At 70.0% G+C, this 20,274-nt stretch carries 18 protein-coding genes; 10 read left to right on the forward strand and 8 right to left on the reverse strand.

What is annotated here, in order from left to right:
* Positions 1-140 precede the first annotated feature (140 nt).
* Together NRF20_RS14620 and NRF20_RS14625 are read left to right on the forward strand one after the other, a co-directional pair.
* Complete coding sequence (locus NRF20_RS14620) at positions 141-2,012, forward strand: ABC transporter ATP-binding protein (RefSeq protein ID WP_413752694.1); 1,872 nt, start codon at positions 141-143, stop codon at positions 2,010-2,012.
* On the forward strand, positions 2,009-3,883 hold the full coding sequence (locus NRF20_RS14625) for an ABC transporter ATP-binding protein (protein ID WP_413752695.1): 1,875 nt from the start codon (positions 2,009-2,011) through the stop codon (positions 3,881-3,883). Before NRF20_RS14620 ends, NRF20_RS14625 begins: the two co-directional genes overlap by 4 nt.
* 58 nt (positions 3,884-3,941) lie before the next feature.
* Here NRF20_RS14625 and NRF20_RS14630 read toward each other — a convergent pair whose 3' ends face one another.
* Together NRF20_RS14630 and NRF20_RS14635 are read right to left on the reverse strand one after the other, a co-directional pair.
* Positions 3,942-4,154 carry a ferredoxin gene (locus tag NRF20_RS14630; protein ID WP_413752696.1) on the reverse strand — a complete coding sequence of 71 codons (213 nt, stop codon included), beginning with the start codon at positions 4,152-4,154 and terminating at the stop codon, positions 3,942-3,944.
* 3 nt (positions 4,155-4,157) lie between these two features.
* Positions 4,158-5,366, reverse strand: a complete 1,209-nt coding sequence (locus tag NRF20_RS14635; protein ID WP_413752697.1) for a cytochrome P450 — start codon at positions 5,364-5,366, stop codon at positions 4,158-4,160.
* Between the two features lie 183 nt (positions 5,367-5,549).
* Here NRF20_RS14635 and NRF20_RS14640 point away from each other — a divergent pair, with 183 nt between their 5' ends.
* Positions 5,550-6,224 (forward strand): helix-turn-helix domain-containing protein, encoded by a 675-nt coding sequence (locus NRF20_RS14640; protein WP_398633925.1) that lies wholly within the window; start codon positions 5,550-5,552, stop codon positions 6,222-6,224.
* 205 nt (positions 6,225-6,429) lie between these two features.
* Positions 6,430-7,713, forward strand: coding sequence for an NAD(P)/FAD-dependent oxidoreductase (locus tag NRF20_RS14645; RefSeq protein WP_413752698.1), 1,284 nt, complete (start codon positions 6,430-6,432; stop codon positions 7,711-7,713).
* A 383-nt stretch (positions 7,714-8,096) separates the two neighbouring features.
* Here the strand turns inward: NRF20_RS14645 and NRF20_RS14650 are convergent, their stop codons facing one another.
* Positions 8,097-8,516 (reverse strand): MerR family transcriptional regulator, encoded by a 420-nt coding sequence (locus NRF20_RS14650; RefSeq protein WP_398633927.1) that lies wholly within the window; start codon positions 8,514-8,516, stop codon positions 8,097-8,099.
* 53 nt (positions 8,517-8,569) lie between these two features.
* On the opposite strand from NRF20_RS14650, the gene NRF20_RS14655 reads away from it, so the two are divergent.
* On the forward strand, positions 8,570-9,523 hold the full coding sequence (locus NRF20_RS14655; protein ID WP_413752699.1) for an SDR family NAD(P)-dependent oxidoreductase: 954 nt from the start codon (positions 8,570-8,572) through the stop codon (positions 9,521-9,523).
* Between the two features lie 60 nt (positions 9,524-9,583).
* On the opposite strand, the gene NRF20_RS14660 is transcribed toward NRF20_RS14655, so the two are convergent.
* Both NRF20_RS14660 and NRF20_RS14665 read right to left on the reverse strand, forming a co-directional pair.
* Entirely contained in the window at positions 9,584-9,799 is a 216-nt protein-coding gene (locus NRF20_RS14660) for a DUF397 domain-containing protein (RefSeq protein ID WP_398633929.1), read from the reverse strand.
* The gene (locus NRF20_RS14665) at positions 9,796-10,632 is read right to left on the reverse strand and encodes a helix-turn-helix domain-containing protein (protein ID WP_398633930.1); all 837 of its coding nucleotides are present in this window, start codon (positions 10,630-10,632) and stop codon (positions 9,796-9,798) included. The genes NRF20_RS14660 and NRF20_RS14665 overlap by 4 nt, the downstream gene beginning before the upstream one ends.
* Before the next feature lie 108 nt (positions 10,633-10,740).
* On the opposite strand from NRF20_RS14665, the gene NRF20_RS14670 reads away from it, so the two are divergent.
* From NRF20_RS14670 to NRF20_RS14690, 5 genes are all read left to right on the forward strand, one after another.
* Positions 10,741-11,001: a hypothetical protein gene (locus NRF20_RS14670; RefSeq protein ID WP_398633931.1), complete on the forward strand. Its 261-nt coding sequence runs from the start codon at positions 10,741-10,743 to the stop codon at positions 10,999-11,001.
* Entirely contained in the window at positions 10,998-11,528 is a 531-nt protein-coding gene (locus NRF20_RS14675; RefSeq protein ID WP_398633932.1) for a hypothetical protein, read from the forward strand. Before NRF20_RS14670 ends, NRF20_RS14675 begins: the two co-directional genes overlap by 4 nt.
* Entirely contained in the window at positions 11,441-13,144 is a 1,704-nt protein-coding gene (locus NRF20_RS14680) for an ABC transporter transmembrane domain-containing protein (RefSeq protein ID WP_398633933.1), read from the forward strand. Before NRF20_RS14675 ends, NRF20_RS14680 begins: the two co-directional genes overlap by 88 nt.
* Positions 13,141-14,913, forward strand: a complete 1,773-nt coding sequence (locus NRF20_RS14685) for an ABC transporter ATP-binding protein (protein WP_413752700.1) — start codon at positions 13,141-13,143, stop codon at positions 14,911-14,913. Before NRF20_RS14680 ends, NRF20_RS14685 begins: the two co-directional genes overlap by 4 nt.
* A 122-nt stretch (positions 14,914-15,035) precedes the next feature.
* Positions 15,036-16,058, forward strand: a complete 1,023-nt coding sequence (locus tag NRF20_RS14690; protein ID WP_413752701.1) for an alcohol dehydrogenase — start codon at positions 15,036-15,038, stop codon at positions 16,056-16,058.
* Between the two features lie 32 nt (positions 16,059-16,090).
* Here the strand turns inward: NRF20_RS14690 and NRF20_RS14695 are convergent, their stop codons facing one another.
* The 3 genes from NRF20_RS14695 to NRF20_RS14705 all read right to left on the reverse strand — a co-directional run bounded on the left by NRF20_RS14695 (position 16,091) and on the right by NRF20_RS14705 (position 19,852).
* Positions 16,091-16,234 carry a hypothetical protein gene (locus NRF20_RS14695; protein WP_398633936.1) on the reverse strand — a complete coding sequence of 48 codons (144 nt, stop codon included), beginning with the start codon at positions 16,232-16,234 and terminating at the stop codon, positions 16,091-16,093.
* 170 nt (positions 16,235-16,404) lie between these two features.
* On the reverse strand, positions 16,405-18,765 hold the full coding sequence (locus NRF20_RS14700; RefSeq protein ID WP_413752702.1) for a hypothetical protein: 2,361 nt from the start codon (positions 18,763-18,765) through the stop codon (positions 16,405-16,407).
* Positions 18,716-19,852, reverse strand: a complete 1,137-nt coding sequence (locus NRF20_RS14705) for a patatin-like phospholipase family protein (RefSeq protein WP_398633938.1) — start codon at positions 19,850-19,852, stop codon at positions 18,716-18,718. The genes NRF20_RS14700 and NRF20_RS14705 overlap by 50 nt, the downstream gene beginning before the upstream one ends.
* Between the last annotated feature and the right edge of the window lie 422 nt (positions 19,853-20,274).

Below are 20,274 nucleotides of genomic sequence, written 5' to 3' on the forward strand. Positions count from 1 at the left end.
GCGCTCGAGGCGGCATCAGCCGATCGGTTGATACGGGGTACTACCAGCGGTCCGCAGGGCCGGTCATGAGGCTCCGTCACCGCCGGACGGCCGAAAAACCACATGAGCGATGTCAGAGGTGAACCGTAGGCTCGCCTGTGATGCCCGAAGAACATGTAGAGCCCAAGGACCGGTCCACCGTGCGCTCCCTGCTGCGGTTGTGGCCCTATGTGAAGCCGGTACGCAAGCGCCTGTTCGGCGCAGCTCTGGTCGCGATAGTCGCTTCCTGCATCGGCCTGGTGATCCCTCTCGTACTGAAGTGGATCGTCGACGGCCCCGTGGCCGGCCGCGACCCGGGCGGCGTCTGGCTCGGCGCGCTGTATCTGCTGTTGCTGGGCCTCGCCGAGGCCGCGCTCTTCGGGGTGCGACGGTGGATGGTGGCCCGGCCGCTGGCAGGGGTCGAGGCGGCGATGCGGGCCGACCTGTACCGGCATCTGCAGCGGCTGCCGGTGGCGTTCCACGACCGCTGGCCGTCGGGGCAGTTGCTCTCGCGCGGGACCACGGACCTGATGCTGGTGCGCATGTTCCTGGCTTTTCCGCTGACCTTCCTGCTGGTCAACGGAACGACGATCCTGATCGGTTTCATCATTCTGCTGATGCAGCAGTGGACGCTGGGACTGGTGCTGCTCGCCCCGGTGGTCCCGATGGTGATTCTCTGCTCGGTCTTCGAGACGAAGTACTCGCTCGTGGCGCGCAAGGCGCAGGATCAGGTCGGCGATCTGACGACGGTCGTCGAGGAGAGCGTGCTCGGCATCCGCATCATCAAGGGCTTCGGCCGGCACCGCAGCCAGGCCCTCGCGTTCCGTGCCCTCTCACAGCGACTGCGCACCACGGAGCTGAGCAAGGCCCGCCTCCTCGCGGGCATCTGGGCCGCCATCACCACGATCCCCGAGCTGGCCATCGGGGCGGCGCTGGTCCTCGGCGCGGTCCAGGTCGCGGACGGCGGGCTCTCGGCGGGCACGCTGGTCGCCTTCCTCTCCACGGCGCTCGCGCTGCGGTGGCCGATCGAGTCGATCGGCTTCCTGCTGGCGATGAGCCAGGAGTCGGCGACGGCGACCGAGCGGTTCTTCGAAGTGATGGATGTGGCCGAGGAGGACGACGCGGCCGCCGTCGACGGCCGCGCGCCGAAGGACACGGCCGGTCAGGGCGAAATGGTGTTCGAGGGGGTGGAGTTCCGCTACCCCGACGCCGAGGCCGGCTCCGTACCCGTACTGTCCCGGATCGATCTGCGTATCCGCCCCGGCGAGACGATGGCCCTGGTCGGGGCCACGGGTTCCGGGAAGACGACGCTCACCGCGCTCGTACCGCGACTGCACGAGGCGACCGCGGGGCGGATCACGCTGGACGGCAGGGACATCGCCGCCATGCCCCGGCAGGAGCTGCGCGAGCTGGTGTCCGTGGCGTTCGAGGAGCCGACGCTCTTCTCGGCGAGTGTCGGGGAGAACGTGCTGATGGGCGCCGAAGGCGCCGGGGAGGAAGAGCTGCGGCGGGCGCTCGCGGTCGCGCAGGCCGACTTCGTGTACGACCTGCCCGAGGGCATCGGCACCCAGGTCGGCGAGCAGGGGCTCAGTCTCTCCGGCGGACAGCGGCAACGGCTCGCGCTGGCCCGCGCCGTGGTCGGCCGGCCACGATTCCTGGTGCTCGACGATCCGCTCTCCGCCCTGGATGTGCACACGGAGGCGCTGGTGGAGGCCGCCCTGCGGCAAGCGCTCGAGGAGACGACGGCGATCGTCGTCGCGCACCGTCCGTCCACCGTGATGCTGGCGGACCGGGTGGCGCTGCTGTCGGAGGGCCGGATCACCGCTGTCGGCACCCATCAGGAACTGCTGCGCGGCAGCGCGGAGTACGCCTGGCTGATGTCCGGCGCCACAAGCGCACAGGAAGGTGCCATTGCCGAAGACGCCTTCCCCGACCCGTCCGACGAGGACCGCCTTGTGCCGGACGTCCCTGCCGAGAAGGGCCGCACCCGATGACCAGTACGACGACGACCGGGCCCGCCGACCGGCGCGATGCGCGGAAGAAGCCCGAGGGCCCGTCCCCCTCCGACGGCGCCGGGGATCAGTTCGACCGGGACGATCTGCCCACGCCCCGTGGTGCGACCCGCACACTGCTGATGTCGCTGCTCCGGCCGCACCGGGGCCGGGTGATGGTGTCCGCGCTGTTGCTGCTGATCCAGCAGGCGGCGGTACAGACGGGCCCGCTGCTCGTCGCCTACGCCATCGACAGCGGTGTGCCCGCCTTCCGGGACAAGGACTACGGGCCGCTGATCGCGGTGGCCGTGGGATACGCGCTGTGCTCGGCGGCCGCGGGGGGCATGCAGTACGCGTTCATCCGGGCCTCCGCCCGGATCAACCAGGACGTGCTGCTCGATCTGCGCGGGCGGATCTTTCGCCATGCACAGGCCCTGAGCGTGGACTTCCATGAGCGCTACACCTCGGGCCGGCTGATCTCCCGCTCCACCACGGATGTGGAGTCGCTGCGGGAACTGCTCAGCGAGGGGCTCCAGGAGCTGATCGGCATCGTCCTGTCCTTCGTCTCCATCTCGCTGGTGCTGCTCTGGCTGGACTTCGGTCTCGGCGCGGTCGCGGTGCTCTCCTTCGTACCCCTGTATCTGCTGGTACGGCTCTACCAGCAGCGGGCCGGAGTGCTCTACGCGGCGCGGTCGACGGCGATCGCCGCGGTCATCGTGAAGTTCGCCGAGTCGATGAACGGCATCCGTCCCGTCCAGGCCTTCCGCCGCGAGCGCATCAACGACCGGCACTTCGAGGACCTCAACAGCGCACACGCCTGGAAGAACGGCGGCGCGATGCTGGAGATGGCGCGCTATGTGGTCGGCTCCCGGCTGGTCGCCAACACCGCGGTCGCCGGGATCGTGCTGTGGGGTGCGTACCGCGTGGCGTCGGGCACCCTGGCACTCGGTGTGCTGGCCGCGGCCGTGCTCTATCTGCGCCGGCTGTACGACCCGATCGACCGGCTCGGCATGTTTCTCAACTCCTATCAGTCGGCCTCGGCTTCGCTGGAGAAGATCGCGGGCCTGCTCGCCCAGACCCCTTCCGTCCCCGAGACGTCGGATCCGCGGGAGCTGCCCGCCCTCACGGGTGAGCACCCCGGCCGCGAGGTCGTCTTCGACTCGGTACGGTTCGCCTACCGGACGGGCGGCGAGGTGCTGCCCCGCTTCGATCTGACCGTCCCGGCCGGCCAGACCGTGGCCGTGGTCGGTTCGACGGGCGCGGGCAAGTCGACGCTCGCCAAGCTGCTGGCCCGCTTCTACGACCCGACCGACGGCCGGGTGCTGCTGGACGGGACCGATCTGCGGGATCTGGCCGTGCCCGAGCTGCGGCGGGGTGTGGTGATGGTGACCCAGGAGGCGTTCCTGTTCTCCGGGACCGTCGCCGAGAACATCGCGATCGGCAGCCCTGACGCGACCCGTGAGGAGATCGAGCAGGCCGCCAAGGCGATCGGCGCACACGATTTCATCGCCGGACTGCCCGAGGGATACGACACGGACGTACGCAAGAGGGGCAGCCGGATCTCGGCCGGTCAGCGCCAGTTGGTCGCGTTCGCACGGGCCCTGCTGGCGAACCCGGCCGTCCTGATCCTCGACGAGGCGACCAGTTCCCTGGACATTCCCGGCGAGCGGGCGGTACAGCGGGCCATGGACACGGTGCTGCACGGCCGCACCGCGGTGGTGATCGCCCACCGCCTCTCCACGGTGGAGATCGCGGACCGGGTCCTGGTGATGGAGCACGGCCGCATCGTGGAGGACGGCGCCCCGGCCGAACTCATCGCCGGCACGGGCCGCTTCGCCGGGCTGCACCGGGCATGGCGGGAGAGCCTGACGTGAGCGGCATCCAGCTCGGGGCGCCTGGTGGGGCGGATGGAGACCGTCCATGGGCGCCCACCTATGAAGCAGGGGGACCGGGGCTCGACAGGGCGATCGCTGCGGCAGGGCACAGATCGACGGCCTCGCGAACCGAGTCCCGCGTTTCGGCGGGCGGCTCGGGTCGCAGCACGATCGCCTTGCCGTCGTCCTGACGCTGGTCGAACACCTCGCCGGCCGTCAACACGCACATTCCGGAGCCGACGCAGAGCTCGGCGTCCACAGTGATCCTCATCGGTCACGCGTCCCAGGTGACCGGGAGGCTCTTCACCCCGTAGATGTCCGCGATCTCCGGACGCAGGGCAACCTCTTCGGGTGGTACGGCGAGGCGCAGCGTGGGGAAGCGGTTGAACAGCGCGGGGAACGCGACCCTCATCTCGACGCGGGCCAGTTGCTGCCCCAGGCACTGGTGGATGCCGTGGCCGAAGGCCAGGTGCCCGCCGTCCTGCCTGCCGAGGTCGAGCACGTGGGGATCGGCGAAGCGCTCGGGGTCGCGGTTGGCGGTGTTGTACGACAGGATCACCGGCGAGCCGGCCTTGATGGTCCGGCCGCCCACCTCGACATCCTCCAGCGCCGTCCTCATGAACGTCTTGGCGACGCTGAGGTACCGCAGCAGCTCCTCCACAGCCCGGTCGGCGAGCGTGGGATCGGCGCGCAGCGCGGCCAGTTGCTCCGGGTTGCGCAGCAGCGCGAAGGTGCCGAGGGCCAGCATGTTCGCGGTGGTGTCGAACCCGGCCGCCAGCAGGACCAGGGCGATCCCCTTCAGCTCCTCGTCGGTCAGATCGCTGTCGGTGGTGAGGTCGCTGAGCACGTCGTCGGTGGGGTTCGCGCGTTTGGCGGCCACCAGTTCCGCGAGGTACTCCTGGGTCGCGGTGTAGGCCGCTATCAGGTCCTCGTCGCTCGTCTCCCCGTTCATGAACGAGTCGACCTGCTCCTGGAAGGACCCCCGGTCCTCGTACGGCACCCCCAGCAGTTCACAGATCACGATGGCGGGGACGGGCTTGGCGAACGCGGTCACCAGGTCCGCCGACGGCCCGGCCTCCTCCATGGCGTCCAGGTGGTCGGCGGTGATCTGCTCGACGCGCTCGGTGAGCAGGCGCATCCGCCGTACGGTGAACTTGCCCATCAGCGGCTTTCGGTAGCGGCTGTGCCGGGGCTCGTCCATGAGGAGGAACTCGCCGGGCGGCGCCGGGGGTGACTTCATGTCGCCGTAGTCGATGGTCGGGTGGAGCAGGAGCTCCTTGCGCGAGCTGAACCGCTGGTCGGCCAGGACCGCCCTGACCAGGTCGTATCCGGTGATCAGCCAGCCGGGCTTTCCGCCGGGGAAGGTGTACCCGCTGATGGGGCCGTGCCTGCGGGCATCGACCAGCTCCGCCGGCGGGTCGAAGGGGCAGCCGGACCGACGCGCCGTCGGCATCGTCGTAACGGTGTGCAGCGATTCACCCATGACCATTCCTCATCTCGCGATAGTACGCGTTTGACGATGCTCGAAAGCTACGTTGCATTCAGAATGGCGTCAATCGACAGAAAAGCATTCCCCCAGGTGAGTAGCGGAATATTGATGCAATGACGCTGGGCCCGAATGCAATATCGCGTTGCAATGAATGGCGGCGAAAGCAATACTGACGGCATGCCCGGAGAACGGTTGACCCAGCAGGACCGCCAGCGCATCTCGGCCGGACTCACCGACGGGCTCTCCTACGCCGAGATCGCGAGGCGGCTCGACCGGCCGACCTCGACGATCAGCCGGGAGATCGGACGCAACGGCGGCCCCAGCGACTACCAGCCCCAGCGGGCGCACCGGGCGACGGCCCAGCGTGCGCGGCGTGGCACACCGGCACCCCCGCGCACGGCCGGACCGCCGAGTGGCGCAACGGGCGATGAGATCATCGAGATGGCGGTCCGGGCGGGGCTGCCGAGGATGACAGCACGCGTGCACGTCGACCTGCTGCTGTCCGAGGACGGCAGGCGCACCGCGGCCGAGCTGACCCGCAGGCTGGAGGTCAGCCCCGCCTCCGTCTCCGTGGCCGTCAACTACCTCGTCCAGCACGGCTATGTCCGGCGCGAACGCGATCCGCAGCGGCGTCGCGACGTCTACGTGATCGACGACGAGGCCTGGTACCACTCCGTCGTGATCAGCGCGCGGCAGACGCTCGAGGCGGCGCGGGCCGCGATGGCCTCGGCACAGACGTACGGACCCGACAGCCCCGTGGGGCAGCGGCAGGCCAGGTCAGGCGCGTTCCTGGAACAGGTCAGCCTGGACACGTTGGAGTCGGCCGACCGCTGGCGCGACCTCCTGGCGTGATGGGTCCCGGACGAACCCGGGCAGCCGGCTGACCAGTTCCCGAGGACGCCCCGGATCACCTGCGCCGGGCGATGAACCACTGCCCGGCCCGGCCTGATCGCACATCACCCGATCCACAGCTCCCTACAATTGGTCATGTGCCTGACAGTAGTGCACTGCACCACTCCCACCGACGGCACCACATCCCGAAGGGGGCGATCGGCGCATGACCAAGCCTGAGAGCGCGGTGTACGACTACGACGTCGTCATCAGCGGAGCCGGCCTCGCCGGCAGCGCCGCGGCGATCCTGCTCGCTCGACGCGGTGTCCGCGTGGCACTGCTGGAACGCCGCTCCGACCCCGAAACGTACAAGGTGCTGTGCACCCACTCCATCACGGCCAACGCCTACCCGGTGCTGGACGAACTCGGCCTCGTCCCCGCTGTGGAGAAGGCGGGGGCCGTCCGCAACAAGGCCCGCTGGTACACCCGTTGGGGATGGATCGAGCCGAGGGCCGCGCCAGGGGGCCCCGAGCTGCCGTACGGGTACAACATTCGGCGCAGCACCCTCGACCCGTTGATCAGGTCCCATGCGGCAAAGACCCCTGGCGTCGATCTGCTCCTCGGTCACCGTGTGACCGGGCTGGTCCGGGAAGCAGGGCGAACCTTGGGGGTGCGCGCGTCGACACCACAGGGCGAGCGCGAGATCCGGGCCCGCCTGGTGGTCGGCGCCGATGGCAAGGACTCGGCCGTGGCGAAGTTCGCCGAGGTGCCTGCCCGGCAGTACGAGAACACACGGTTCGGCTATCTCGCCCACTTCCGCGATCTTCCGCTGCACGGCGGGATCGGTCACGCCTGGTTCCTGGAGCCCGACATGGCGTACGCGTTTCCCAACGACGACAAAGTGACGGTCATCGCTGTGCTCCCGGACAAGAAGCGGCTGCCGGCCTTCCGGGAAGACCTGGAGGGTAGCTTCCTCGAATTCGTCCGCGCCCTGCCCGAAGCACCGCCCGTCGACTCCGCCGAGCGCATCACGGAGATCATCGGCACCGTCAACTACCCGCTTCACAGCCGCAATCCGACCGCACCGGGCGTCGCGTTCATCGGCGACGCCGCCCTGACCGGCGATCCTCTGTGGGGAGTGGGATGCGGGTGGGCTCTGCAGTCCGCGCAATGGTTGGCAGAGGCGGTCGCCTCGGCCGCGACCGGTCGCGGCGACCTCGACAGGTCGCTCGTGGTGTACGCACGCAGACACCGGCGCCGACTGTGCGGTCACCAGTACCTGGCCGCCGACTACGCCAAGGCCCGCCCGTTCAACCCCGTGGAACGGCTGATGTTCTCGGCGGCAGCGCGCGACGCATCGCTGGCGCGGCACATGCATCTGTTCGCATCCCGCCTGATCGGTCCGCTGCGTTTCTTGAACCCCCTGGCAGTGGCCAAGGCTTCGGCCGTCAACATCAAGCATCGTGGGGCAGCTGCGCCACCCGCGCAGCTGTCACACACAGGATCATGACCGGCTCCCCTCCCCCGTCGACTCGACGCCAACTGAACGCTCAGGAGGCCGGAACCGGCATCAAGGCATGGGCCCAGCCGGAGAACAATGTGGCCAGCCCCATCCTCCTGCTTCCCGGCCTTGCCTTGTTCCTCGGCGCCTTCTGGTGGACGTCGAACTGGCGCCGCCGCGCCGTCGCCCACCTCGCCCGTGCGGGTCGCGCGAAGCAGCCATCAGCGGGTTCGGGAACTGGCGCGTTCGTACGCAGGGCTCCGCGCTGCCAGTTGTTCTTCCCCAAGCGGAAACGCCCCCAAGGGTTGTCCCACATGTCACCGCCAACGGGAGGACCAGCGCGTGAGTTGCGCGGAAGCTCCCCGAGGCCCGGGAGCGAGGAGTCTGCTGACTCAGCGAGACGGTGTCGGCGCCCAGACCCCGGCAGCGGTCCCGTCGCAGACGTGCTTCTCGTAGGCGACGACCTTGCTGTGGATGACCCTCAGGTCTGCGTTCAAGTCGGAGATTTTGGCCCGTACGGCCTGCTCGTGCTCCCGCAGCAGCACCAGACGTTCCGCTTCATTGCCCGGGCCCGACCGGACGAGGCGGGCGAACTCCTTCAGCATGACGATGGGCATGCTCGATGCGCGGAGCCGGTTGCACAGCAGGAGCCACTCCACGTCTGCGAGCTCGTAAACCCGCTGCCCGCCGCTGGAACGGGGGATCGGTCGGAGGAAGAGGTCCTCGCGTTCGAAGAACCGCAGAGCGTGCACGCTCAATCCGGTCGCTTCGGCGACCTCTCCGATCGACAGATCACCCGCATGCTTGCCCATGCCGCAGACAGTACCTTGACCTAGAGCGCAGTCTAGATTCTAACGTCGCGATCATGACGACACAGCAACGCAAGTCCGGCACCGGATTCGGCGCCCACAACACGGCGGACGACGTCCTCGCCGGGATCGACCTGACGCGCAAGACCGCCCTGGTCACCGGCGGCTACTCCGGCCTCGGGCTGGAGACCACACTTGCCCTCACCCGGGCGGGAGCACATGTCATCGCCCCCGCACGCAGGTCCGCCGCGGCGGAAGAGGCCCTGCGGGACGTCCCCCGGGCGGAGGTGCACGTCCTCGACCTGGCGGACCTGGAGAGCGTCCGGGCGTTCTCGACCGGCTTCCTGGAGACCGGGCGCACCCTCGATCTCGTCATCAACGGCGCGGGCATCATGGCCTGCCCGGAGACACGCGTCGGCCCGGGCTGGGAGGCGCACTTCGCGGTCAATCACCTCGGCCACTTCGCTCTCACCAACCGTCTCCGCCCGGCACTGGCGGAAGGGGCACGGGTGGTTTCGGTGGCCTCGTCCGGTCACTTTCTTTCCGACATGCGCTGGAACGACCTCCACTTCCGTGATGGCTACGACCGGTGGCTGGCCTACGCGCAGTCCAAGACCGCAAACGCCCTCTTCGCCGTGCATCTCGATGCGCTCGGCGCCGACAGCGGGCTGCACGCCTTCGCGGTCCACCCGGGCAGCATCCTGACCTCGCTCCAGCGGCACATCTCCCGTGACGAGCAGATGGCCCAGGGCTGGATCACCCCGGACGGCACGCCGACAGCCGGATTCAAGACGCCGGCACAAGGCGCGGCGACGGCTGTATGGGCTGCGACATCACCACTGCTCGACGGCCACGGTGGCGCGTACTGTCAGGACTGCGACATCGCCGAACCCGCCCACACCGACGATATGCTCATCGGTGGGGTCAAGCCCTGGGCCGTCGACCCGGACGCGGCAGCCCGGCTCTGGCAACTCTCCAGCGAGCTCACCGAACTGGACATGTTCACCTAACAACAGCCATCCCGCCGACGATCTTCAAGTCGATGCGATTGCCGGGCAGAGGCCGGGCGCTCAGACGGCGCCGAACTCTCCGGCCTTGACCCCCGCCACGAACGCGGCGAACGACGCGGCGGAGGTGTTCAGCACCGGGCCGCTCGGGTTCTTGGAGTCGCGGACGGGGACCACGCCGAGCGGGGCGACGAGGTTGGCGGCGACCTCCACGCAGTTGCCGCCGTTGTCGCTGTACGAAGACTTGAACCAGCAGGGGGACTCGGTCGTGGTCGTCACGGGGTGCCCTTTCGTGCCTCGTTGATCATGGCCACCGATGCCGCCTGGGACAGCGCTTCGGCCTGTAGCTGATGGTAGGCCGTCAACAGGGGAAGTACGGAGGCCGTATCGCGCTCCAGATGCCCCCGCATCTGGGATTCCGCGTACGCGATCACGGACATGTCCGACAGCGTCAGCAGGTTCATCGGAAGGTTGAACGGACGCCGCTCCCCTATGTCGTACGGAGCGATCTGGAGCACAGTGTTCGGCAGTTCGGCGAACTCCGCCAACCGGTCGAGTTGAGCGCCCATGACCTCGTCCCCGCCGATCCGTCTGTGGATGCAGCTCTCGTCCATCACCACCAGCATCATGGGAGGGCGGGCGCGTACCAGCGCGGCCTGCCGCTCCGCCAGGAACGAGACCCGCTCGGCTGCCTGTTCGGGGGCGATCGCCCCTCGCCGCACGGCGCTGTCCGCAAGAACCCGGGCGTATTCCGGCGTCTGCAACAGGCCGGGGATGATCCCGATTTCGTACAGCCGGATCTCTACTGCGCGTCCCTCGTGTCCCACGTACTGCGGGAAGCCTTCCAGCAGTGAGCCGTGCCGGAGCTCTCGCCACTGGCGTTCGAATGTGTCGGCCGTGTCCCCGGTTCCGAAGATATGGTCCGCACTGCGCGAGAACCGAAGAGTCGGCATCTTGCGACCAGTTTCGACGGCGGAAATATGGGTGCCGGAGTACCCCATATGCGCAGCTAACGCTTCCTGCTTCCATCCGCGAGCCTCACGCAAGCTGCGGATGCGTGCACCGAAGGCGGCCTCCGGACTGCTCTCTGGGTCCAACTCCTTGCGGTTCAACGGCCGTCACCTGACTTTCCGTTCGTGCTCAACAAGTTGAAGACTCCTTCGACTCTAGGCCACGCTAAGCCGCCCCAGTAGCGGAACCGTTACGGAGAGGAGTGGCCCGTGTCTGTACAAAACGGCCCCCCGAACGAGCAGAAGCCCCCACAACCGCCGTCACCCGGCACGCTGTTGGTGGACACCAACCGTCGTGACCAGGTGGGAGAGTTCCGGGGGACGTCCGGCCCGTACTGGTCGTTGCGGCCGGTCTGCGGCGGTACGGAGTGGGAGGCGGAACCCGCGAACGTGCGGGCTCCGAGTCCGATAGAGCGGTTGCGGGCCGAGATCGCGCGGTGCAACGCCCGGAGCGAGGGGCGGATCCTGTGACCGGCGACGTGAACGAGCCGCCTCACCCCGCGAGTTATCGGTGCGCGGCGGTCGCCGAAGGGCTCGTGTGCGGCGCCGACGAGACAGCGCGGTACGTCCTGGGCACCTTCCGGACCATCTCCCCCGTCCTCGCACTGCGATGGCTCGGCGGACAGGCGTTGTGGATCGTGGACCGGCTCGGCCTCGACCCGTACCTCGGCCACCTCGCGGAACTCCGCGCCTGGTACGAGGACTGCGAGAGGCAACGCGACGCCCACGCACACATCAAGACCGGCGCCCCGCTCCTCGTCGTCGTCCCCGACGCGGACTGCACGTACACACTGTCCGTACGATCCATGGCGCAGGCACCCGCGACCGCGTTCCGCTGCCAGCCCGGGGAGGGATCAAGATCAGGAATCGCTCGCTGCACCCCATACGACCTCCCGACCGTCGCAGCGCCATGCGGTACCTGTGGTGGCTCATCGTCTGTCAGCGCCGCCGGGTCGCCGCCGGTGCGCTGCTCGGCAGCGCCTGGATGGTCTGTCTGACGCTGCCGCCGTACCTGCTGTCCCGCGCCATCGACGACGGTCTGCAACCGGAGCGGTGGCCCGCACTGGCCGGCTGGGTCGCGGCGTTGCTGGGTGTGGGGGTGCTGAACGCGTGGCTGGCCATCATGCGGCACCGCACGATGACCAAGGTGCGGCTGGACGCCGCCTTCCGTTCCGTGCGGGCCGTGGTCGCGCAGGCGACCCGGCTGGGCGGGGCGCTGCCGCGCCGGGTCACGGCCGGGGAGGTCGTCACGATCGGGTTCGGCGACGTCGGCGTGATCGCCAGCACGCTGACCATCACCGGCCCCGGTGTCGGCGCGGTCCTCGCCTTCGTCGTCGTAGCCGCGCTGCTGCTGGCCGTGGAGCCGCTGCTCGCCGCCGTGGTGCTGCTCGGAGTGCCGCTGCTCGCGGTGCTGGTCGGCCCGCTGCTGGGGCGGTTGCAGGGCGTCGAGGCGACGTACCGGGAGCGGCAGGGCGGGCTCGCCGGCCGTTTCGAGGACATGATCGGGGGCCTGCGCGTCCTCAACGGCATCGGCGGCAAGGAGGTGTACGCCGAGCGCTACCGGCGCGGCTCGCAGGAGTTGCGGGCGGAGGGGTACCGCGTCGGCGCGGTGACCAGCTGGATCCAGGCCCTCGGCGTCGGCCTGCCCACCCTGTTCCTCGGGGCCGTGACCTGGCTGGCGGCCCGGATGGCCGCTCAAGGGACCATCAGCGTCGGCGAGTTGGTCGCGGTGTACGGATACGCCGCGGTGCTCGTGGTGCCGGTCTCGTTCTTCATCGAGGGCGGCTACGACCTCAGCCGCGGACTGGTCGCGGCCCGCCGGGTCATACGTTTCCTGGACCTGGAGCCCGATTCCGTCGACAAAAACGCAGCCTTGGACGGGCCCGGTTCGCCGTCCACGCTCCGTGATCCGGCGTCCGGCGTGGAGGTGGCGCCCGGGAGGCTGACCGCGCTGGCCGCCGCCCGGCCGTCCGAGTCCGCGGCGGTCATCGAGCGGCTCGGCCGGTTCACCGGGTCGGCCGCGACCTGGGGCGCGATACGCCTCGACGAGATCGATCTGACGCAGGTGCGCCGGCGGATCCTGGTCGCGGACAACGAGGCCGATCTGTTCGCCGGTCCGCTGCGCGAGGTGATCGGCGGCGCCCGGGACCGGGACGAGGAGTCCATCGCCCGCGCCCTGTACGCGACCGTGGCGCAGGACATCGTCCGCGGTCTGCCGGACGGACTCGACTCGCCCGTCGACGCGCAGGGCCGCAACCTCTCCGGAGGCCAGCGCCAGCGCGTCCGGCTGGTCCGGGCCCTCCTGGCCGATCCCGAGGTGCTCCTGGCGGTCGAGCCCACCTCGGCGGTCGACGCGCACACCGAGGCGGCCATCGCGACCCGGCTGCGCGTCGCACGCTCCGGCCGCACCACGGTCGTCACCAGCACCTCACCGCTCCTGCTGGACCAGGCGGACACCGTGTACTACCTGGTCGACGGCTGCGTCGCGGCCGTCGGCAGCCATCGTGAACTCCTGGACCGGGAGCCCGGCTACCACCTTCTGGTGTCCCGCGGCGCGGACGACGACCCCGCCGGCGAAGGAACCCTCCCACCGTCCCGGGAGGCCGTGCGATGACCGCCGGATCCGAACCGACGCCCCAGGCGCTGCCCATCGCCGAACCGGCCCGGATACGCCGGGCGGCGCTGCGGCTGATCCGGCTGGACGGTCGCGCCTTCGCCGCCGTGATCGGCCTCAACGCGCTGGCCGCCGGTGCCGGGCTCGTCGGCCCGTGGCTGCTCGGCCGCATCGTCGACGAGGTCGGGGCCGGCGCCGGGGTGGCCGCGGTGGACCGCCTGGCGCTCACCATCCTCGTCTTCGCCGTGGTTCAGCTCCTCCTGGTCCGTTGCGCCGGTTACGTCGGACACCGCTTCGGCGAGCGGACCCTGGCGCGCATCCGCGAGGAGTTCGCCGACCGGGCGCTCGCGCTGCCCGCCCGGGTGGTCGAGCGGGCCGGCACGGGCGATCTGATGACCCGCGGCACCACCGATGTCGCCGCGGTCGGCGCCACCCTCCGGGACGCCGGGCCCGAGGTCCTCATCGCTGCGGTCCAGGCGCTGTTCATCCTCGGCGCGGTCTTCGCGCTCGACCCGCTGCTCGGTGCGTGCGGGGTGCTGGGCCTGCTCGGGATCTGGTTCGCCGCGCGCTGGTATCTGCGCCGGGCGCTCACCGCGTACCTGACCGAGGGAGCCGCCAACTCGGCTCTCGCGGAGCAGCTCGCGGCCACCGCCGCCGGGGCCCGCACCGTCGAGGCCCTCGGGCTTCAGCAGCGCCGTGTCACGGCGTGCCAGGAGGCCATCAAAGAGTGCTGGACCACCCGGACGCGGACGCTGTTCCTGCGCAGTGTGCTCTTCCCTGCCGTGGACGTCTCGTACGTCATTCCGGTGGCCGGTGTCCTGCTGATCGGCGGCGTACTACACGACCACAGCACGGTGAGCCTCGGTGCGGTGGTCGCCTCGGCCCTGTATCTGCGGCAGCTCTCCCAGCCCCTGGACACCATCCTCCAGCGGCTGGAACAGCTCCAGAGCAGCAGCGCCTCCTTCGCCAGGGTCGAGGGCCTCGCCCTGGCGGCGCACGTACCACCGGCCACCTCCCCCGCACCGGCCAACGACCGGATTGAAGTGGCCGATGTGCGCTACGCCTACGACGCCGGGGACGACGTCCTGCACGGCGTCGACCTGACGGTCCAACCGGGCGAGCGACTGGTGATCGTCGGTCCCTCCGGTGCGGGCAAGACCACCTTGGGCAGACTGCTGGCCGGCATGGACGCACCGCGCACCGGCTCGGTGACGGTAGGACAGGTCCCGGTCGCCGACCTGGCCCCCGACCAGCTGCGCCAACACGTCGTCCTCGTCACCCAGGAGCACCACGTATTCCTCGGCACGGTCCGGGACAACCTGCAGATCGCCTCGGCCTGCGCCACCGACGCCGAACTGCGCACGGCACTCGCTGCCGTCGGTGCCGAGTGGGCCGACGAGCTGCCGGACTGCCTGGATACCGATCTGGGCCCCGGGGGCCATCGGCCGGATGGCGCCCAGGCACAGCAGCTCGCCCTGGCGCGCGTGGTGCTGGCCGACCCGCACACGCTGATACTCGACGAGGCCACCGCACTCCTGGACCCGAGGACCGCCCGCCACACGGAGCGGGCGCTGGCCGCTGTCCTCGAAGGACGGACCGTCGTCGCCATCGCACACCGCCTGCAGACGGCCCACGACGCCGACCGAGTGGCCGTGATGGAAGACGGCCGGCTCACCGAACTCGGCACCCACGACGATCTCGTGGCGGCCGACGGCGCCTACGCCGCGCTCTGGCGCTCATGGCACGGTGAAGGCCCGCCTTCCTCCTGAGCCGGCGACGCGCGGCCGCGGCGGGGCCCGGCCCCCCGTCCGCTCCGCCCGGCGCGCGCGATCGGGCCGGAGCTGGTCTGCTGATTCCGGGGGCCGTCCACCCGTACTCCGGAGAGATCCAGATGAGCGTCTATCGAGCCGCGCAGGTCACCGCCGCCGGCGGTCCGTTCGAGATCGTCGAGCGCGAGATGCCGCAGCCGGGCCCCTGCCACGTACGAGTGGCCGTGGATGCCTGCGGGGTCTGCCACAGTGACTCCCTCTTCGTGGACGACGCGGTTCCGGGCGTACGGTTCCCGCTGGTCCCCGGGCATGAGATCGCCGGGCGGATCGAGGAGCTCGGTGAGGGGACGCAGAACGCCTGGCAGGTGGGCGACCGCGTGGCGGTGGGCTGGTTCGGCGGCAGCTGTGGCCACTGCACACCCTGCAGGCAGGGCGACTTCGTCGTGTGCCGGAACCTGAAGGTCCCCGGATGGGCGTACGACGGGGGCTACGCCGAGACGGTGATCGCACCGTCGGACGCCCTGGCCCGGATCCCCGAAGCACTGGCGGCGACCGATGCGGCGCCCATGGCCTGTGCGGGAGTGACCACGTACAACGGGCTGCGGCGCAGCTCCGCCCGGCCGGGTGACCTGGTCGCCGTGCTCGGCATCGGCGGGCTCGGCCACCTGGGGGTGCAGTACGCGGCCGCGATGGGCTTCGAGACCGTGGCCATCGCCCGCGGAGCCGCCAAGGCCGACTTCGCCAAGGAGCTCGGCGCGCACCACTACATCGACAGCACGGCGGACACCTCCGTCGCGGACGCGCTGCAGGCCCTCGGCGGCGCCAGGGTCGTCCTGGCCACCGCCGCCAACTCCGGGGCCATCACGGCGACCGTGGAAGGGCTCGCCCCCCGCGGTGAGCTGGTGGTCATCGGCGCGGACCCCGAGCCGCTGGGAATCAGCCCGGCTCAGCTGCTCATGAGCGGCAAGGTCGTCCGGGGCCACCCGTCAGGCACCGCGCAGGACGTACAGGACACCATGGCGTTCAGCGCCCTGTACGGAATCCGCCCGATGACCGAGACCGTGCCGCTGGACGGGGCTACCGAGGCGTACCGGAAGATGATGTCCGGTGCCGCCCGCTTCCGGATGGTACTCACCACCCGCTGACGCACCCGGCGCCGCACGGGGGTGGCGGCTCTTCACCGCGGCCGTCGCTTCTCCTCTGTAGGGGCGCCGCTGCCCGCTCCGTCGGCCGGTACGGGGCCCGTGCCCCGGAGCAGGGCGACGGAGAGAACGGCGGCACCGGCCATCGCGACTGCGGCACCGGCCGCGGCCATGTTCATGCGTCGGCGGCGAGGGTCACCAGGGCATGGTCGACGATCTCGGTGGTTGCGCATCCTCAACCGACAACAGCGTTGCGCATACAGCCCGGATTTCGGTGTTTCCGCAGGACTCAGCGCTGACGATCACGAGGAACCTGCATCTGGTCGATGCCGGTGCTTCGGGCCGACGACTACCGGCACCGGGCCACGCGTTCGGCGGCCAGAGAGGTGCGGACCATCACCACCCGTACCGCCGGGCCTCCTATGCCGCACTTGATGACGTAGAAGAGGAAGATGTTGGTCGAGGTCAAGGCAAGCGCGTACACGTAGGCGTCGTGAAGTATCTCCAGGTACAGGAAGGTGCCGATGGTGAGCACGGCCGTGGCGTAGAAGAGCGAGGTCGGCACCCACTGGGTAAGCGCGGAGAGCCCGGTGATCTTGCCGTCCTCACCCGGGACCGTACTGAGGCCGAGCCGGCGCGAACGGGCGATGACGGCACGGACGTAGGCGAGGACCAGGAAGTTCGCGAGACAGGTCAGGCACTGCCCGATCGCGGAGTTGAGGGGCCACCAGCGGGGTTCGACGAGGGTGATCGCCAGGACGAGCAGGCAGGGCACGACGGCCATGGCCCGCATGACCACCTCGGCTGCCAGGGCCAGTCGGCTCAGCCCGCCGGCCCGCCGTCCGATGGTGAGCGGTGTGAGGCCGGAGAACAGGGTCTGGTAGTACTTCGGCGCCGCGATGGCGTAGGAGAGCCCGACCATCCGGGCCGGGAGGTTGGCCCGCCAGTCCGGCAGTTGGTAGTCGGCGTGCCGCCATGAGTCGACGATCGGGAGCCCGTCGCTGCCGCCGTCGAGGTGCTGCACCAGTTCCACCAGCTTGTTGCCCCAGTCGAGCTCGAAGTCTCGCAGCAGCCAGGTGATGACGGTGGTGTTCGTCACCGCCCAGATCAGGGCGGACACCATCGACCAGACGAGCAGCCAGGTGGCGAAGGGTCTGCGGTGTGCATCGGGGCGGGCGCTCTGCTGCCGGTACATCCGCCACAGCCGCCACTCCCGGCCCGGGTCCCCGGACAGGGGGCGCAGCAGCCCCGGCAGCGCCCGCCAGCCGGTCTCGGTCCGCAGATCGGACTCGCCGTTCTCGGCGGCCTGTGCCATCTCCAGTTCGGCAAGAAAAGCGCTCTTCAACTCGCTGAAGGAGAAAGTATGTTCCGTGCCGGTGGTGAAGACGAGCAGTCGGCGCGCCGGGTCGGCGTCGATCAGGTCCTCGATGAAGCGCGCCAGTTGCACGGCGCGCATGTAGAAGATGTCCGGGACGACGCCGTCGGTGTCGGCGCGTCCGGCGCCGAAGAGGATCAGCAGTCGGCCGAGCGAGTAGAGGTCGGCGCGGGCGATCTCGCTGTCGCCGGCCCTGACCTCCGGGGCGATGCAGGAGGACTCGATGCCGGAGGTGCCGGTGATGGTGTGGGTGTAGAGGTAGTTGCGTCCGAGGTCGATGAGTCTGAACGCGCCGTCGGTTTCGGACACGATGATGTTGGACGGGGAGAGGTCGGCGTGCACGCCCTTGAGGCGGCCGTGCACGGGGGCGTCCCGTGCGATGCGTTGCAGATCCTCCAGCGCCTCGAAGAGCAGCACCCCTTTCTCCTGGAGCCGGTCAAGCCGGAGCGAGAGCGCCCGGCCCGTACCGGCCGTGTGCGGATCCCACTCCTCGCGGAGGATTTCCGCGAGCGTCCTGCCCTCGATGAAGTCCATCAGGATCCAGCTGTCGAAGCTTGCCCAGACGCGCACCAGGTGCCGTGAGCCGATGTCGGCGGTGCCGTACGTCTCGGCGTACTCGCGCGTGGCGCGGGTGAGGGTCGGGATCCTGGTGAACGGGTACAGGATCAGCTTGAGGGCGAACTCCGGGCGGGTGCCGTGCACGGCGCCCGCCGTGGTGCCGCGCAGGATCACCGAGGTGCTGCCGTGCCGGTGGAACCGCAACTCCCGTCGCATCGCCTGCCATTCGCGCTCGGCGGGCTCCATGGCCGCGTCCGCGCGACGCCGTCCGGGGCGAGACCCCGGGTGGTAGATCTCGGCGACGGCCTCCGCGACCGCCTCCTCCGCGACGAGCACGTCGCAGACGGCGCCGCAGTCGTGTGTCAGGGCCCGGCCGTCGCCGTGGCCGGGGCCGGGCGGAGGCTGCGGGAGCGAGCGCTGGGCCTCGGATTCGGCAAGGCCCAGCAGGGTCAGCAGGTACAGGCCGGCGAAGCCGAAAAGTTCGGACTGGCCCGCCCGGCGTCGTTCGCTCTGCGCGCGGTGGCCCAGGCACCAGGCGGTCAGGCCGGTAATCGTGTCCCGTCGGCCGCCGGGCCCGAATCGGTCGTCGAAGGAGCGCTCGTCCAGCGGAATGTCCTGCAGCAGGCGCCGCCACGAGGTGAGGCGGCGGGCCCGTTGCCGGGCGGTCTCCGATGCGCCGTCGGCGGGCAGTTGCAGCAGGTCCCGTAACCGTGCCAGGTGCCGTTCGCTATGCCCCGTCAGCTCGCTCAGTGCCGCGACCAGCAGGTCCGGTGTCACGCCTCGGTTCTCCATTCGCGGTGTCCACCACCATCAGTCTCGGCATGGTTCGGATGCTTCCGTGGCGGATCAGCTCGACGGACCGCCTCTCGGTGGCGCAGAAGGCGATCCCGTACGCCATGCGCGCACTGTCGAGGAGCCGGCGCTGGTTCAGCTCGTGCCGCTTGAGTTCGGGCATCCAGGGCAGCGGCGCCAGATCGAGGACGTACGGCGCGCCGGCCTCCGGGGCCGTACGCATCCGGCGCAGCCAGTCCTGGTCCGTGTGTTTCCGGCGGATCGCCGCCAGGTAGCCGTGGCCGAGACCGGTGCGCATCCGCTCCAGGTGCAGGCAAGTGAGGCGGTGCAGCAGGGAGATCTCACCGGCGGTCGACCGCATCGGGCGGGTGCTGAGGGAGAGGATGTGCGTGCAGCCGTCGTCGATCGCGAGCCGGAACGGCAGGGCAGTGAGCACCCCACCGTCGACGGCGCGCCGTCCGTCGGGCGTCGGGACCGTGCCGGGCAGCGCGATGGGCAGCCAGGCGGAGGCGCGCAGCGCGGCCTTGAGGTCCTGGCGGGAGGTGAAGTCCCGCAGCACGACGGTCCGCAGGGCGTCGACGTCGGTGACCGGCACGGCCAGCGGTATCGGCGACCTGATGACCGCCTCGTAGTCGAGGGGCTTGACCCGTTCCATGACGCGGTCGAAGGAGTACGACAGGTCCAGGATCGGGCGCCGCCGCAACACCCGGGAGAAGTCGACGAACTGTTTGGTCGCCAGGTCGTCGTAGTAGATCGACAGCGGATACCAGGTCTGCCCGGCAAGGAAGTAGGCGCCGTTGATGCCGCCCGATGAGCAGCCGTACACCACGTCGAAGGCGTTCTGGTAGCCGTAGTCCTCCAGTTGGGACAGCATCGCCGCGGAGATCACCCCTCGCATGCCGCCGCCCTCCACGGCGAGGGCCACTCTGGCCCCGTCGTCACGCCGCCCCGGCAGGCTCCCGGAGGCGCGCCGGGCGCGCAGGATCTCCAGAACGGGGTGGGCCGGATCCCAGTACTCGGCCCCGCTCCCGGAATCGCGCACCCGCATGGCACCACCCCCCGGCTGGACCATGCCCAGGTTCTCCCGCCATCACACGCCACGGCGGTACCGCGCGCAGGGTGCCTGGCGGCGATACGGGAGACCGTCCGCGAAAGTCCCGTCCCCCGACGTGTGTCGAGGAGCGGGGCTTTCTGCTTGCTTCCGTCCGTAGCGCCGGATGACCGCGCCGGATGACCGCACCCCGCGACCGACGGGGCACAGGACATGGGGCCTGAAGTCACCGTCCGGTGACTCCGGTCGTGTACAGGCACCACCCGCGGCGCCCCGTACGCACCACTCGCGCGCGCCCAAGGGCCGTACGCGCACCGCAACAACCTCCGGCACCGAACCTCGGGCGGTACAAGGCACCGGGCCGAGCCGTCCAACCTCGAGTAAAGGGAAAGAAATCAGCCACATCCCACCACCATCTCGGCCAGCGGCGACCACCCGCCACC

Source organism: Streptomyces sp. R-74717, from assembly GCF_047305335.1.
GTDB lineage: Bacteria > Actinomycetota > Actinomycetes > Streptomycetales > Streptomycetaceae > Streptomyces > Streptomyces atratus.